12 protein-coding genes are annotated in these 15,270 nt (G+C 57.8%); 9 read left to right on the top strand and 3 right to left on the bottom strand.

The genetic code is table 11. The features are described 5' to 3' along the window. Positions 1-8: 8 nt before the first annotated feature. The gene (locus ACR0CE_RS08280; RefSeq protein WP_480831857.1) at positions 9-992 is read left to right on the top strand and encodes a complex I NDUFA9 subunit family protein; all 984 of its coding nucleotides are present in this window, start codon (positions 9-11) and stop codon (positions 990-992) included. Here ACR0CE_RS08280 and ACR0CE_RS08275 read toward each other — a convergent pair whose 3' ends face one another. Continuing rightward, positions 993-1,796 (bottom strand): undecaprenyl-diphosphate phosphatase, encoded by an 804-nt coding sequence (locus ACR0CE_RS08275; RefSeq protein WP_480831855.1) that lies wholly within the window; start codon positions 1,794-1,796, stop codon positions 993-995. A gap of 231 nt (positions 1,797-2,027) precedes the next feature. Here ACR0CE_RS08275 and ACR0CE_RS08270 point away from each other — a divergent pair, with 231 nt between their 5' ends. From ACR0CE_RS08270 to ACR0CE_RS08235, 8 genes are all read left to right on the top strand, one after another. Beyond that, positions 2,028-3,461, top strand: a complete 1,434-nt coding sequence (locus ACR0CE_RS08270; RefSeq protein ID WP_480506931.1) for an NAD(P)-dependent oxidoreductase — start codon at positions 2,028-2,030, stop codon at positions 3,459-3,461. Positions 3,462-3,485: 24 nt separating this feature from the next. After that, the gene (locus ACR0CE_RS08265) at positions 3,486-3,923 is read left to right on the top strand and encodes a GFA family protein (RefSeq protein WP_480506932.1); all 438 of its coding nucleotides are present in this window, start codon (positions 3,486-3,488) and stop codon (positions 3,921-3,923) included. Then, on the top strand, positions 3,920-8,452 hold the full coding sequence (gltB, locus tag ACR0CE_RS08260) for a glutamate synthase large subunit (protein WP_480831852.1): 4,533 nt from the start codon (positions 3,920-3,922) through the stop codon (positions 8,450-8,452). Before ACR0CE_RS08265 ends, gltB begins: the two co-directional genes overlap by 4 nt. Before the next feature lie 181 nt (positions 8,453-8,633). After that, positions 8,634-9,548 (top strand): Hint domain-containing protein, encoded by a 915-nt coding sequence (locus ACR0CE_RS08255; RefSeq protein WP_480487081.1) that lies wholly within the window; start codon positions 8,634-8,636, stop codon positions 9,546-9,548. Positions 9,549-9,587: 39 nt separating this feature from the next. After that, positions 9,588-10,322: a monofunctional biosynthetic peptidoglycan transglycosylase gene (mtgA, locus tag ACR0CE_RS08250; RefSeq protein WP_480484594.1), complete on the top strand. Its 735-nt coding sequence runs from the start codon at positions 9,588-9,590 to the stop codon at positions 10,320-10,322. Positions 10,323-10,380: 58 nt separating this feature from the next. Beyond that, positions 10,381-11,046, top strand: coding sequence for an FtsZ-binding protein FzlA (gene fzlA / locus ACR0CE_RS08245; RefSeq protein ID WP_267363152.1), 666 nt, complete (start codon positions 10,381-10,383; stop codon positions 11,044-11,046). A gap of 74 nt (positions 11,047-11,120) precedes the next feature. Next, complete coding sequence (gene queG / locus ACR0CE_RS08240; RefSeq protein ID WP_480831850.1) at positions 11,121-12,158, top strand: tRNA epoxyqueuosine(34) reductase QueG; 1,038 nt, start codon at positions 11,121-11,123, stop codon at positions 12,156-12,158. Positions 12,159-12,230: 72 nt separating this feature from the next. Then, positions 12,231-14,234 (top strand): hydantoinase/oxoprolinase N-terminal domain-containing protein, encoded by a 2,004-nt coding sequence (locus tag ACR0CE_RS08235; protein ID WP_480831848.1) that lies wholly within the window; start codon positions 12,231-12,233, stop codon positions 14,232-14,234. A gap of 39 nt (positions 14,235-14,273) precedes the next feature. Here ACR0CE_RS08235 and msrA read toward each other — a convergent pair whose 3' ends face one another. Both msrA and msrB read right to left on the bottom strand, forming a co-directional pair. Continuing rightward, positions 14,274-14,786 carry a peptide-methionine (S)-S-oxide reductase MsrA gene (gene msrA, locus ACR0CE_RS08230; RefSeq protein WP_209598908.1) on the bottom strand — a complete coding sequence of 171 codons (513 nt, stop codon included), beginning with the start codon at positions 14,784-14,786 and terminating at the stop codon, positions 14,274-14,276. Further along, a complete protein-coding gene (msrB, locus tag ACR0CE_RS08225) occupies positions 14,783-15,232 on the bottom strand; it encodes a peptide-methionine (R)-S-oxide reductase MsrB (protein WP_267363147.1) in 450 nt (149 codons plus the stop codon). The genes msrA and msrB overlap by 4 nt, the downstream gene beginning before the upstream one ends. Positions 15,233-15,270: the final 38 nt, after the last annotated feature.

The following is a 15,270-nucleotide window of genomic DNA, read 5'->3' as shown; positions in this document are numbered from 1 at the left end:
GCCCTCTCATGTCGAAACTGGTGACGATTTATGGCGGATCGGGATTTGTCGGTCGCTACATCGCGCGACGCATGGCGAGTGAGGGGTGGCGTGTGCGGGTGGCTGTACGACGCCCGAACGAAGCCATGTTCGTGAAACCCTATGGCGTCGTGGGACAGGTTGAGCCTGTGCTGTGCAATATCCGCGATGACGCCTCGGTCGCGCTGGCGATGCAGAGCGCCGATGTCGTGGTGAACTGCGTAGGTGTGCTGAATGAACTGGGCAAGAACGCGTTTGATGTCGTTCAGGCCGAAGGGGCCGAGCGTATTGCACGCCTGGCCGCACAGCAGGGCATTGGTCGAATGGTGCATATTTCGGCCATCGGTGCGGATGCAAACGCGGCCAGCGATTATGCCCGGACCAAAGCGCTGGGCGAGGCAGGTGTGCTGAAGCACATACAGGATGCGGTGATCCTTCGCCCATCTGTAATCTTCGGTACCGAGGATCAGTTCTATAACCGATTTGCCGGGATGACCCGCATGGGTCCGTTCCTGCCAGTGGTTGGTGCCGAGACCAAATTCCAACCCGTCTACGTGGACGACGTGGCCCAGGCAGCGGTCAAAGGTATTCTGGGGCAGGCAGAGCCGGGCGTGTACGAGCTTGGCGGGCCGGAAGTGAAAACCTTCCGCGCCCTGATGCAGCAGATGCTTGAAGTGATCCACCGGCGGCGCATCATTGTCGGTCTGCCGTTTTTTGCTGCCCGGATTATGGCGGGCGTGCTGGATATTGCGAAATTCGTCAGCTTCCAGCTGTTCTCGAACAACATTCTGACCCGCGATCAGGTCAGGAATCTGCGTCATGACAACGTGGTATCTGACGGGGCCAAGTCCTTTGCGGACCTAGGCATTGCGCCGACCACTCTGGAATCGGTGCTGCCGGAATATCTTTGGAAATTCCGCCCATCGGGGCAGTACGACGACATTCAGAACTCGGCGAAAAACCTGCGTATCTGATCAGCTGTAGGCCATGAACAACAATACCGCGCCCAGAATGACGCGGTAGATCACATAGGGCGTAAAGCTGACACTGCGCAGCAGTCGCATCATAAGGCTAAGCGCCAATAGTGCTGAGACAAAAGCAAATGCCGCGGCAATGGCCCCATCCCGGGCCAGTTGCGCATCAGCGTCGCGTATCACATCCAGTGCAAGCAGTGTGCCAGAGGCCAGAATGGTTGGGATTGACATCAGCATGGCAATCCGCGCGCCGTCTTCTCTGGTATAGCCCAGTTGACGTGCCCCTGTAATGGTGATCCCGGACCGCGATGTTCCGGGGATCAGCGCAAGAACCTGCCACAGCCCCATGACGAAAGCATCGCGAATACCCCAATCAGACGCCTCTTTCTTTTGGGGGCCTTTCTGGTCAATCCAATAAAGCAGCAGGCCAAAGCCCAGCATCGTCCACCCGATTACAGCGATCGAACGCATGGCCTCGCTTAACCCGGTCAGATGCAGAATCAGACCTGCAATCACGGTTGGAAGTGTCGCAATGATCAGACCAAGAGCCAAACGGGCCTGCGGCGTATCTGTCCGGCCGGTCAGGGCGCGCGGCACCCCGGCAAGAGCCTGCTTCACATCCGCCCAGAAATACAGAACGACCGCTCCAAGGGTTCCCACGTGCACCGCGATGTCTATGGCCTGACCCTGATCCTGAAGGCCCGACAAGTTCGGCAGCAGGATCAGGTGACCCGAAGACGAAATGGGCAAAAACTCAGTTATTCCCTGAATGATTGCCACGAGAATCAGGTGGAAAAGACTCATCTGCCCTGCCGTGCTGCCGCCACGTTTTTTATGTGGTGTATGGCTATAAGGGTGGTGGGGAAAAGGAAAGTCTTCATATAGGTCCGAATCGTACCTAAAATTCCTTTAAGAATTCACAGATTTCGAGTGGGGGGGTGAAAAATTCTCACAATAGGTCAGCATATATGACTTTTCATCCGTTTGCGCATCGCATAAAGAAATCCAACCAAGCCAATTCATGGAGTCTGACCCGTGGCCAAGCAACCGATGCTGAAATTTGTGCAGATCGACCGCGTCATGCCGGAAAAGCGTGCCGCCAATGACCGCAGAGAAGACTTTAACGAAATTTATGCCGAGTTCGCTGCCGAGAAAGCAGCAGAACAGGCCAGCCGTTGCAGTCAATGCGGTGTGCCCTACTGTCAATCGCACTGCCCGCTGCATAACAACATTCCCGACTGGTTGCGGCTGACTGCAACCGGACGGCTGGAAGAGGCTTACGAAACCAGCCAGGCGACAAACACCTTCCCCGAGATTTGCGGCCGCATCTGCCCGCAAGACCGTTTGTGCGAAGGAAATTGCGTGATCGAACAATCCGGCCACGGAACGGTCACCATCGGCACGATCGAAAAGTACATTACCGACACGGCGTGGGACAAAGGCTGGGTCAAACCAGTGGTCCCTGCGACAGAGCGCCGTGAAAGCGTCGGCATTATCGGTGGCGGGCCGGGTGGTCTTGCCGCGGCGGACATGCTGCGTCGGGCCGGTGTTCAGGTCACGGTCTATGACCGCTACGACCGTGCGGGTGGTCTGCTGATGTATGGCATTCCGGGCTTCAAGCTGGAAAAAGAAGTCGTCCAGCGGCGTAACGACCTGTTGGCGGACGGCGGTGTCGAGTTCGTATTGAACTGCGACGTGGACGCCGCAAAATTCGCTGAAATTCACGCAAAGCATGACGCCATCATCATCGCAACGGGCGTTTACAAGTCGAGGGATCTGTCCATGCCGGGCAGTGGTCTTGCCGGGATCGAGAAGGCAATCGATTTCCTGACCGCATCAAACCGTAAAAGCTTTGGTGACACTGTTGAGGATTTCGACAACGGACGGCTGAATGCCGAGGGCAAGAAGGTTGTCGTGATCGGTGGTGGTGACACCGCGATGGATTGTGTGCGTACGTCGATCCGTCAGGGCGCGACATCGGTCAAATGCCTGTACCGTCGTGACCGGACAAACATGCCGGGTTCGCAGCGCGAGACACAGAACGCCGAGGAAGAAGGCGTGGTATTCGAATGGCTCAGTGCACCGAAGGGATTCACGGGCGACGACAAGGTTTCCGGCGTGATGGTGCAGAAGATGCGTCTGGGTCAGCCCGATGCATCTGGTCGCCAGGCCCCCGAAGTGATCGAAGGCGCGGATTATGTCGAGGACGCCGATCTGGTGATCAAGGCATTGGGTTTTGAACCTGAAGACCTGCCCACCTTGTTCGGGCAGCCCGACTTGCCTGTCACCCGATGGGGAACGGTCAGGGCAGCATTCCAGACCGGGGAAACCGAAATGGAAGGTGTGTACGCGATCGGGGACATCGTGCGCGGTGCCTCACTGGTCGTATGGGCGATCCGTGACGGGCGCGACTGCGCTGACGCGATCATCGACCGGTTCAACGCCAAAACTGCCGTGGCGGCGGAATAACCCCAGTTTTCAGGAGGGTTCGAAATGTCGGAACTTCAAGGCCAATGCATGTGTGGTGCGGTCACAGTCACCGCCACCCCTGTACGGGATGCTCTGGGGGCGTGTCACTGTGATCAATGCCGTCGGTGGACCAGTTCGATGCTGGTGACCTTTCAGGCGAAAGAAGGCTATGCCGCGCTGGGCCCGGTCAAGACATTTACCTCGTCCGACTGGGCAGAACGTGCTTTTTGCGGCGATTGCGGATCCTCGCTCTGGTATCGGATCACGCTGCCGGGTGAGATGCACGGACAGACACAAATGGCGGCTGGCCTGTTTGAAAATGCGACAGGTAACCCGCTGAAACTTGAACTTTATATCGACAAAAAGCCCGAGGGATACGCGTTCGCAGGTGAACGTCGGCAAATGACCAAAGCCGAGGTCGAAGCCATGTATTCCCCCTCTGACGAAGGAGACAGCCAATGACCAAATATGATGCCGATTGGGTGCGGGCAGAAGAAGCAAAACGCAAGTGGATGGCCGAAAATGGTCTCTATTCCGAGGCAGAAGAGCATTCTTCGTGCGGTGTGGGCCTTGTTGTGTCCGTGGATGGCAAACGGTCGCGCAAGGTGGTGGATGCCGGGATCGATGCCCTGAAAGCGATCTGGCATCGTGGAGCCGTGGACGCGGATGGCAAGACCGGCGATGGCGCAGGCATCCATGTGCAGATTCCGGTTCCCTTCTTCTATGATCAGGTTCGCCGCACGGGTCATGAACCCAAGCTGAATGAGCTGATTGCTGTTGGTCAGGTTTTCCTGCCCCGCACCGATTTCGGCGCGCAGGAGCGGTGCCGGACCATCGTCGAAAGCGAAGTTCTGCGTATGGGTTACTACATCTATGGCTGGCGACACGTGCCGGTCGATGTGACTTGCCTTGGGGAAAAGGCCAACGCAACCCGCCCCGAGATTGAGCAGATCCTGATCTCGAACTCCAAGGGTGTGGACGAAGAAACTTTCGAGCGCGAGCTCTATGTCATCCGTCGCCGCATCGAAAAAGCGGCTTTGGTGTCGGGTATCTCTGGTCTTTATCTTGCGTCGCTGTCCTGCCGGTCGATCATCTACAAGGGTATGATGCTGGCCGAACAGGTCGCTGTATTCTATCCCGATCTCATGGACGAACGCTTTGAATCGGCATTCGCGATTTACCACCAGCGTTATTCGACCAACACGTTTCCGCAATGGTGGCTGGCGCAGCCATTCCGCATGCTGGCCCACAACGGCGAGATCAACACCCTCAAGGGCAACGTCAACTGGATGAAAAGCCATGAGATCCGGATGGCCAGCGGAACCTTTGGTGACTATGCTGAAGATATCAAGCCAATCATCGCGGGTGGTTCGTCAGATTCTGCTGCATTAGACTCGGTTTTCGAGGTGCTGGTGCGCGCGGGACGTTCGGCCCCGATGGCGAAAACCATGTTGGTTCCGGAAAGCTGGTCCAAGCAGGCGGTCGAGCTGCCGCAAGCGTGGCGCGACATGTATTCCTACTGCAACTCGGTGATGGAGCCATGGGATGGCCCGGCCGCGCTGGCGATGACCGATGGACGCTGGGTTTGCGCCGGCCTGGACCGGAACGGACTGCGCCCCATGCGGTACGTTGTGACTGGCGATGGCCTTGTCATCGCAGGATCCGAGGCCGGAATGGTGCCGATCAACGAAGCCACAGTGACCGAAAAAGGCGCGTTGGGGCCGGGTCAAATGCTGGCGGTCGACATGAAAAAGGGCAAGCTGTACCGCGATACCCAAATCAAGAACAAACTGGCCCGCGCGCTGCCATTTGGCGAATGGGTTGGCAAGATAAACGATCTGGACGAAACGCTTGCGGGTGTGGCCGAAGCGCCGATCTTTGCGGGTGGCGAGTTGCGAAAGCGCCAGATTGCTGCGGGATACTCGGTGGAAGAGCTGGAACAAATCCTTGCTCCGATGGCGGAAGACGGCAAGGAAGCCTTGGCATCGATGGGTGATGATACGCCCTCGGCTGTTTTGTCAAAACAATACCGCCCGCTCAGCCATTTTTTCCGTCAGAACTTCAGCCAAGTGACCAACCCGCCGATCGACAGCTTGCGTGAATACCGCGTGATGTCGCTGAAAACCCGGTTTGCCAACCTCAAGAACGTGCTGGATGAAGACAGCAGCCAGACCGAGATCGTGGTTCTGGAAAGCCCCTTTGTCGGTAACGCGCAATGGGACAAGCTGGTTGAGAACTTTGATGCGCCGCTGGCGGAAATCGACTGTACCTTCGAGGCTGGTCAAGGCGCATTAAGCGCGGCTTTGACCCGTATCAGAGCCGAATCCGAAGAGGCGGTGCGATCCGGTGCCGGGCATATCGTCTTGTCTGATATGCGGTCGGGCGAGGATCGGATTGCGATACCGATGATCCTCGCGACCAGCGCTGTGCATTCTCATTTGACGCGTCAGGGTTTGCGGACCTTCTGTTCATTGAACGTCCGTTCGGCTGAATGTGTGGATCCGCATTACTTTGCCGTTCTGATCGGCTGTGGCGCGACTGTGGTGAACGCCTATCTGGCCGAGGATTCTTTGGCTGACCGTATCGACCGCGGTTTGTTGGACGGAACCCTGACAGAGAACGTCGCGCGCTATCGCGAGGCGATCGATCAGGGCTTGCTGAAGATCATGGCCAAGATGGGCATCTCGGTCATTTCGTCTTATCGCGGTGGTCTGAACTTTGAGGCCGTTGGCCTCAGCCGTGCCATGGTGGCCGAGTATTTCCCCGGTATGACCAGCCGTATCTCGGGCATAGGCATCAAAGGTATTCAGGCCAAGGCCGAGGAAATCCATGCCAAGGGCTGGAGCAGCGGGCTGGATGTGCTGCCCATCGGTGGTTTCTACAAGGCGCGTAAATCGGGCGAGACCCACGCGTGGGAAGCGACCTCGATGCACATGATGCAGATGGCCTGCAACAAGGCCTCGTATGAGCTGTGGAAACAGTATTCTGCCAAGATGCAATCGAACCCGCCGATCCATCTGCGCGACCTGATGGATTTCAAACCACTGGGCAAGCCGGTGCCGATCGAAGAGGTGGAATCGATCACCTCAATCCGCAAACGCTTTGTCACACCAGGTATGTCGCTGGGCGCATTGTCGCCCGAAGCGCATAAGACACTGAACGTGGCGATGAACCGGATCGGTGCGAAATCCGACAGTGGCGAAGGTGGCGAAGACCCGGCACATTTCGTGCCTGAACCCAATGGCGACAACCCTTCGGCCAAGATCAAACAGGTGGCTTCAGGCCGGTTTGGCGTGACCGCTGAATACCTCAACCAGTGTGAGGAGCTTGAGATCAAGGTCGCTCAGGGTGCAAAACCCGGTGAGGGTGGCCAGTTGCCGGGTATGAAGGTTACTGACCTTATCGCGCGCCTGCGTCATTCGACCAAGGGCGTGACACTGATCTCGCCGCCGCCACACCACGATATCTATTCGATCGAGGATCTGGCGCAGCTGATCTACGATCTGAAGCAGATCAACCCGCGCTGCAAGGTGACGGTCAAGCTGGTTGCGTCCTCGGGCGTCGGCACGATTGCTGCCGGTGTGGCCAAGGCGAAAGCGGATATTATCCTTATTTCGGGTCACAATGGCGGTACAGGCGCGTCGCCTGCGACCTCGATCAAATACGCTGGTCTGCCGTGGGAGATGGGCCTGACCGAGGCGCATCAGGTTCTGGCGATGAACAACCTGCGCGACCGCGTCACCCTGCGGACCGACGGTGGTCTGCGCACCGGGCGCGACATTGTCATGGCCGCGATGATGGGGGCCGAGGAATACGGCATCGGTACCGCCGCACTGATCGCAATGGGATGTATCATGGTGCGTCAGTGTCAGTCGAACACCTGTCCGGTGGGCGTGTGTACGCAGGATGACTCCCTGCGCGCCAAGTTCACCGGTAATGCGGACAAGGTGGTAAACCTGATCACCTTTTATGCGCAGGAAGTGCGCGAGCTGCTGGCCAGCCTCGGCGCGCGTTCAATCGATGAGATCATCGGCCGAGCCGACCTGTTGGCTCAGGTCAGCCGGGGATCGGCTCATCTGGACGATCTGGACCTCAACCCGCTGCTGATCACTGTCGATGGGGCACATAACATCGTCTACAACCGCGACAAAGAGCGCAACGCGGTGCCGGATACGCTGGACGCCGAAATCGTTCGTGATGCGGCCCGGTTCCTGAAGGATGGTGAGAAGATGCAGCTGTCTTATGCCGTGCAGAACACACACCGGACCGTTGGAACCCGAGTGTCCAGCCATATTGTGCGGAATTTCGGGATGCGGAACACTTTTCAGGACGACCATCTGCATGTGAAACTGCAAGGCTCGGCCGGGCAATCGCTGGGAGCTTTTGCGGCCCCCGGTCTGAAGCTGGAAGTGTCGGGCGATGCCAATGACTATGTCGGTAAGGGCCTGTCCGGTGGCATGATCGTCGTGCGTCCACCGCAGGTCAGCCCGCTGAAAGCAGATGACAACACGATCATTGGCAATACGGTGCTCTATGGCGCCACCGACGGGTATCTGTTCGCGGCCGGTCGCGCCGGTGAACGGTTCGCGGTCCGGAACTCTGGTGCCAAGGTTGTTGTCGAGGGGTGCGGTTCCAACGGGTGTGAATACATGACCGGCGGTGTCGCCGTTATCCTTGGAACGATCGGAGCCAACTTTGGCGCGGGCATGACAGGCGGCATGGCCTATCTGTATGATCCCGAAGGCAAGGCTGAGGCGCTGATGAATAGGGAAACGCTGGTCACTTGCCCGGTCACTGTGGATCACTGGGAAGAGCAGTTGAAATCGCTCATCATGCGCCATGCTGCTGAATCGCAAAGCCGCAAGGCCACTGACATTCTTCAGCACTGGGAAGTGGAAAAAGGCAACTTCCTGCAGGTTTGCCCGAAGGAGATGCTGAACAAGCTCAGCCACCCGCTGAGTGTTGAAGCCAAAGCAGTTCCGGCGGAATAAGCCGAAACCTATTGTCTCTAAAAGCCCCGCGTGTCATTTGCACCACGCGGGGTTCGTATGTTAACGACGTTTCAGTGCAGGTCTTGCCCGTTTATCCGAAAATCGCCAATCTTTCTTCACACTCAGGCGACAATCATGGGCCGATCTAGGCGCCAGATGATAAGCAAACAGGGGCAACCGGATGCCAACACCGTATCAGGATCAGTTTTATACTTTCGATCCAGCAAACCCGCCACCTGCGGGAACGGCAGTCACTGTTAGCAGCTTCACTTTGATCGATGCAGATGATGACAACGAAATCGATGCACCGAGCGGCGATACCGTCAACGGTCAGGACGTCACGAATTCCTGGCCAGGGGACACTGTTACCATCAACGTGGCGGGCGTCGGGAACGTAACCTATACCGGCACCACGTTTTATCTGGCTGACGGATCTCGGGTTTTCACACCGACAGACGGCCAGGTCCTGCAGCCGGGAACATTTGTTTCAGCCACCTTCGTCAACACACAGGGGCCGCTGAATGTCGGCAATCTGGGTCCGCCCTGTTTCACGCCGGGCACCATGATAGCGACCCCGGAAGGCGAACGTGCGGTAGAAGATCTTGAAGTCGGCGATCTGGTCACGACCGTGGATCATGGCCCCCAGCCTTTGATCTGGGTTGGGCGTACAGTGGTGGCGGCCGAAGGAAAGCTGGCCCCGATCCGGTTTGAGGCCGGAGTGTTTGACCTGGATCGTCCGCTGCTTGTTTCGCCTCAGCATCGGATGCTGGTTGAAGACTGGCGGGCCTCGTACTTGTCTGGGCACGCTGAAGCGCTGATTCCGGCACATGCTCTGGTCAATGGAAAAACGGTGACCCGGGTGGAAGGCGGCGAGGTGGAGTATTTCCACCTTTTGTTCAAGCAGCACGAGATCGTCATCGCCAATGGCGCCAAAAGCGAAAGCTATTATCCGGGGCACGCGTTGTCGGCCTCGGACCGCGAAACGCAGAGCGAGGTCCTGCACTTGTTCCCTGAACTGGCAGGTCATGATCCGATGTCGGTAGAAACCGCACGACCGGTTGTTCACCCGCGCGAAGCGCGCGCTTTCGCGATTTAGGCCGTTTCAAACCCGGACCGCGCGTCGTATAGCTGAGGCATGGCGAAGAAAGCAGCCCGCAAATCAAGCGGTAAGAAAAACAAGGCATCCAGCAGAAAAACACCTACGGTGCGTCAGATTCGCCGTTGGCTGACTCGTGCGGTTGCGGCAATTGCCGGAGCTTTGCTTGCGATAATCCTGTTGTATTCGGTTGTGAACCCACCCGTAACCCATACGATCTGGTCGGAATGGCGCCGTTTGGGAAAGGTTGAGCGCGAATGGGTGCCGATCGAGGACATGGCTCCGATCATGGCGCGTTCGGTCGTGGCAGCAGAGGATGCAAATTTCTGCCTGCACTGGGGATTTGACGTAGAGGCCATTCGCGATGCGCTTGAGGATGGCGGGAATCGCGGCGCCTCGACGATTACACAGCAAGTTGTGAAGAACGTATTTCTTTGGCAAGGGCGCAGTTGGATACGCAAGGTGTTGGAAACTTCGATCACACCTGTGGTCGAGATTTTCTGGAGCAAGCAGCGAATTCTCGAGGTCTATCTGAACGTTGCCGAAACCGGGAATGGTGTTTTTGGGGTCGAGGCTGCCGCGCAACGGTATTTCAACACCAGCGCCTCAAAACTGACCCCAGTTCAGGCGGCGCGGATTGCCGCCATTCTGCCGTCACCGCGCAACAGATCGGTCACTGACCCGACGGCGCAAACGCGCAGGCGGGCGGCATCTATTCTGGATGGGGCGGCCACCATCCGCGCAGATGGTCGCGCAGATTGTTTCGAGGATTGAAACCCGTCGCCTGCCAAGGCTAAATCTGTCGGGTACTCACTGGTTCGATTGGAAGCCCATGGCGCGTCTGTTTCATGTTCCCCTCTCTCCATATTGCCGCAAGGTTCGGCTGTCTCTGGCGGAAAAGAAGATCGAGGTTGAGCTTGTCGAAGAGCGATACTGGGAACAGGACCCCGACTTTTTGCGCCGTAACCCCGCGGGTAAAGTACCAGTATTGCGTCTGGACGGACAAATGATGTCGGAAAGCGCAGCGATCTGCGAATACATCGAAGAAACCCGTCCCGAACCGCCATTGATGCCAAAAAGCCCCGAAGCCCGATACGAAGTGCGGCGCCTTGTTGGTTGGTTTGACGACAAATTCCACCATGAGGTGACGTCGAAGCTGCTGTACGAACGGGTAAACAAAAAAGTGACGGGTCAGGGCTATCCGGACAGCAAGAACGTCAAACAGGGTGCCAAGGCCATCAAGTACCACCTGGATTATATGGCATGGCTGCTGGATCACCGCCGGTGGTTGGCCGGTGACCAGATGACATTGGCTGATTTCGCAGCAGCGGCGCATCTGTCTTCGCTGGACTATATCTCGGACGTGGATTGGAACCGCAGTCAGGTGGTCAAGGATTGGTATGCGAAAATCAAATCACGCCCTGCGTTTCGCTCTATTCTGGCGGATCAGGTGCCGGGTTTCCGGCCGCCGCCCCATTACGCTGATCTGGATTTCTGATAGGGTGCGCCAGGGGGGCTGTCTGCCCCCCATCGCGCAGATGCGCGATTCCCCCCGAGGATATTTTTGGCCAGATGAAGAGCGGATCTGATTTGAAGGAAAAGCTGGTACAACAGGCCCTTGAAGAAGGGTTTGTTGCGTGCCGTGTCTGCCGCCCGTGGGATGTTCCAGAAGTTCCCGAGCGTTTGGCCGCGTACCTGGGTGCCGGGTATCATGGGCAGATGGGATGGATGGCCGAACGAACGCATTGGCGCGGTGATCCTGCAGCCCTTTGGCCCGAGGCGCGATCAGTGATCATGCTGGCCGAGAGTTACACGCCGGAACATGACCCGACAGACGTCTTGAAGCAACGCGGCCACGGGGCGATTTCTGTCTATGCGCAGAACAAAGACTATCATGATCTGGTCAAAAAGCGACTGAAGCGTCTGGCGCGGTGGCTGATTGCCGAGGCGGGCGGCGAGGTTAAGGTGTTTGTTGACACTGCACCCGTGCCAGAGAAAGCCTTGGGGCAGGCCGCCGGGTTGGGCTGGCAGGGGAAACACACAAATCTTGTCAGTCGGGAATGGGGTAATTGGGCCTTTATAGGGTCTGTTTTTTCAACATTGGATATACCCGCTGATTCTGCTGAGATTGATCGCTGCGGGTCTTGTCGGGCCTGTTTGGACAGCTGCCCCACGGACGCCTTTCCAGGCCCGTATCAATTGGATGCACGGCGGTGCATCTCCTATCTGACCATCGAACATAAAGGCCCTGTAGAGCCTGAACTTCGCGGAAAGCTGGGCAATCGAATCTACGGCTGTGATGATTGCCTGGCAGCTTGCCCGTGGAACAAGTTTGCGGTTGCCGCAAGTGACATACGCTATGCCGCGCGTGAAGATCTGGCAGCGCCTGCGTTGGAAGAGCTGGTGGCACTTGATGATACCTCGTTCCGAGCGAAGTTCTCTGGCTCACCCATCAAACGGATTGGGCGCGACCGGTTTGTGCGCAACGTGCTTTATGCCATTGGAAACTCGGGGCAGTCGAAACTGAGGGCTGCGGCCCAGAGATTGACAGATGACCCGGATGAAACCGTGGCCGACGCAGCGTGTTGGGCGGTGGAACAACTTTCATAATTGCCGCAAACAGGCTGGACGTGTCGGCCCCAATCGCTACACCAATCTGCAGCGAACAGTAAGGAGAACCCGATGGCGCTGGCTTTGGGGGTGGATACGGGTGGAACCTATACCGATGCGGTACTGATCCGGGATGAAAAAGAGGTGATAGCCTCGGCCAAGTCCCTGACCACACGCGCGGATTTGGCAATTGGTGTGGGCAAGGCGATTTCTGCCGTTCTGGAGCAGGCGAAAGTTGCGCCGGATCAGATTTCAATGGCGTCTTTGTCCACAACATTGGCGACTAATGCCTTGGTCGAAGGGCAGGGCGGGCGCGTTGCGTTGATCTATATCGGATTCAAAGACAGCGACCTTGAAAAGCACGGTTTGAAGGACGCGTTAAAAGGGGACCCGTCCCTGGTTATGTCTGGTGGGCATTCTCATTCTGGCAGCGAAGCTGCGCCATTGGACGTTGCCGCGCTGGAGCAGTTTTTAGACTCTCATAAAGGGATTTCTGGCTTTGCCATAGCCGCTCAGTTTGCCACCCGTAATCCCGCGCATGAACTGGAAGCCGCACGGATCGTTACGGAAAGAACCGGGGCTCCGGTAACATGTTCGCATCACTTGTCGGCAAAGCTGAATGGGCCGAAACGCGCCGTGACGGCCGTGTTGAATGCGCGGCTGATCGGGATGATCGATCGTTTGATCGGGCGTGCGCAGGACCAGCTGCGCGAGTTGGGGATAATGGCCCCGATGATGGTCGTGCGCGGTGATGGGGCGTTGATGAGTGCTGAACAGGCGCGTGAACGCCCCATTGAAACGATCCTGAGCGGACCAGCCGCGTCAATTGTAGGCGCGCGCTGGTTGACCGGCGCAGAGATTGCGTTGGTGTCGGATATTGGCGGCACGACAACTGACGTGGCGTTGATCCGTGACGGTAAGCCCGCGATAGACTCGGCCGGGGCACAGGTGGGCGGGTTCCGCACAATGGTCGAGGCAGTTGCGATGCGCACCCATGGCCTTGGAGGTGACAGTCAGGTGCATGTCGTGACCGAGGGGTTGCAGGGCGGTGTTTTTCTGGGGCCGCGCCGCGTTCTTCCGGTGTCCCTGATCGCCTCGGAAGCGCCCGAGATCGTCCATGCCGTTCTGGACGAGCAATTGCGGGCCACGACGGTGGGTGAGCACGATACGCGCTTTGCCCGTCGCGTGCCGGGAATACGTGACGACGGTATAGATGTGCGAGAAGAAGCCCTGTTGGAGCGGTTGGGAGATCAGGTTCTGCCGATCGGTTCCTTGCTTCGGTCCCGAATGGAGAGCGGCGCATTGACCCGGTTGGTGGACCGCGGGATCATTCAGATCTCGGGCGTGACGCCGTCGGATGCCAGCCATGTACTGGGGCGGGTGGATGCCTGGGATGCGGACGCCGCCCGTAAGGCACTTGAACTGGTCGCGCGCAAACGGGTCGGGTCCGGAGATATGTTGGCAAATTCCGCCGAAGCGCTGGCGCAGATGATCGTGGACCAATTGACAGAACAGACCAGTTTGACCTTGTTAGAGGCTGCTTTTGATGAGGAACCAGACAGTTTCGGGCTTTCGCCACAGGAGCTGGCGCGGCATATCCTGACACAGCGCGGATTGGCGCAGCATCGCGGTTTGTTGTCGCTGACCGCAGCCCTGAACGTTGATGTTGTGGGACTTGGGGCATCTGCCCCCAGCTATTACCCGGCGGTTGGTGAACGGCTTCACTGCCGGATGATACTGCCGGAACATGCGGGCGTAGCCAATGCGATTGGCGCTGTCGTGGGGCGGTTGACCTTACGGCGAACGGGCACGGTGACAAGTCCTGCCGAAGGGCGGTATCGTGTACATCTCGAGGGCGGGCCCAAGGATTTTTCCGCATCAGAAGATGCGCTGGCTTTGCTGGAAAATGTTCTGAGGTCGGAAGCTGAAGGCGCGGTGCGCGAAGCCGGTGCAGAAGATATCCGGGTGATCGTGGATCGCGACATCAAAACCGCGCGGGTCGAGGCCAATGATGTGTTTGTCGAAGCAATGATCACGGTCGAGGCGAGCGGGCGACCGCGGGTTGCGGCGGGCTAGCCCCTCTGACTCGTTCAGAGGGGCCGGGCAGGTGGTGCATTATTCTGCGGCGCTGGCACGTTTGGGAAGAACCCAGTCCTGGCGCGGGAAGTGGCAGGTATATCCGTTCGGGATACGCTCAAGATAATCCTGATGCTCGGGTTCGGCCTCCCAGAAATCGCCGACGGGTTCGACTTCGGTTACGACTTTTCCCGGCCACAAGCCGCTGGCATTCACGTCTGCGATTGTATCCAGGGCGGTTGCTCTTTGGGCTTCATCGACGTGGTAAATCGCGGAACGATAGCTCATGCCTCGGTCGTTGCCTTGTCGATTCACCGTGGTCGGGTCGTGAATCTGGAAGAAAAATTCCAGCAGGTCGCGGTAACTGATTAGCGATGGGTCAAACCAGATTTCGATCCCTTCGGCGTGGGTGCCGTGGTTGCGATAGGTGGCGTTGGGCACATCGCCTCCGGTGTAGCCCACCCGGGTACGCAAGACGCCTGGCAGCTTGCGGATCAGGTCCTGCATACCCCAAAAGCAGCCTCCGGCCAGTACAGCACGTTGTTCAGTCATTGGATTTCCTCCACGTGGATCAGGAATTCGGCGTAACCTTCAGCCTCCATCTCATCCCGATGGATGAACCTGAGCGAGGCCGAGTTGATGCAATATCGCAGGCCGCCATGTTCTCGCGGGCCGTCGGGGAAGACATGCCCCAGATGGCTGTCGCCGTGTTTCGAGCGAACCTCGGTCCGGATCATACCATGTGTCGTGTCGCGAAACTCTTCCACATGCTCATGGATGATCGGCTTGGTAAAGCTGGGCCAGCCACATCCGGATTCGTATTTGTGGGTCGAAGCAAACAGCGGTTCGCCTGACACGATGTCCACGTAGATACCCGGTTCCTTGTTCCCCAAATACTTGCCTGTCCCCGGCCGTTCGGTGCCGTTGCGTTGGGTGACGTGAAATTCTTCGGGCGAAAGCGCCGCAATAACCGTGGGGTCTTTGGTGTAGCGTGTCATGGATCCTCCGGCTGATTTGACGTTTGTGCCATTATCTG

The organism is Ruegeria sp. L11, from assembly GCF_056531755.1.
Note: the sequence above shows the minus strand (reverse complement) of the source record. Positions and strands in the feature narration are given on the sequence as shown.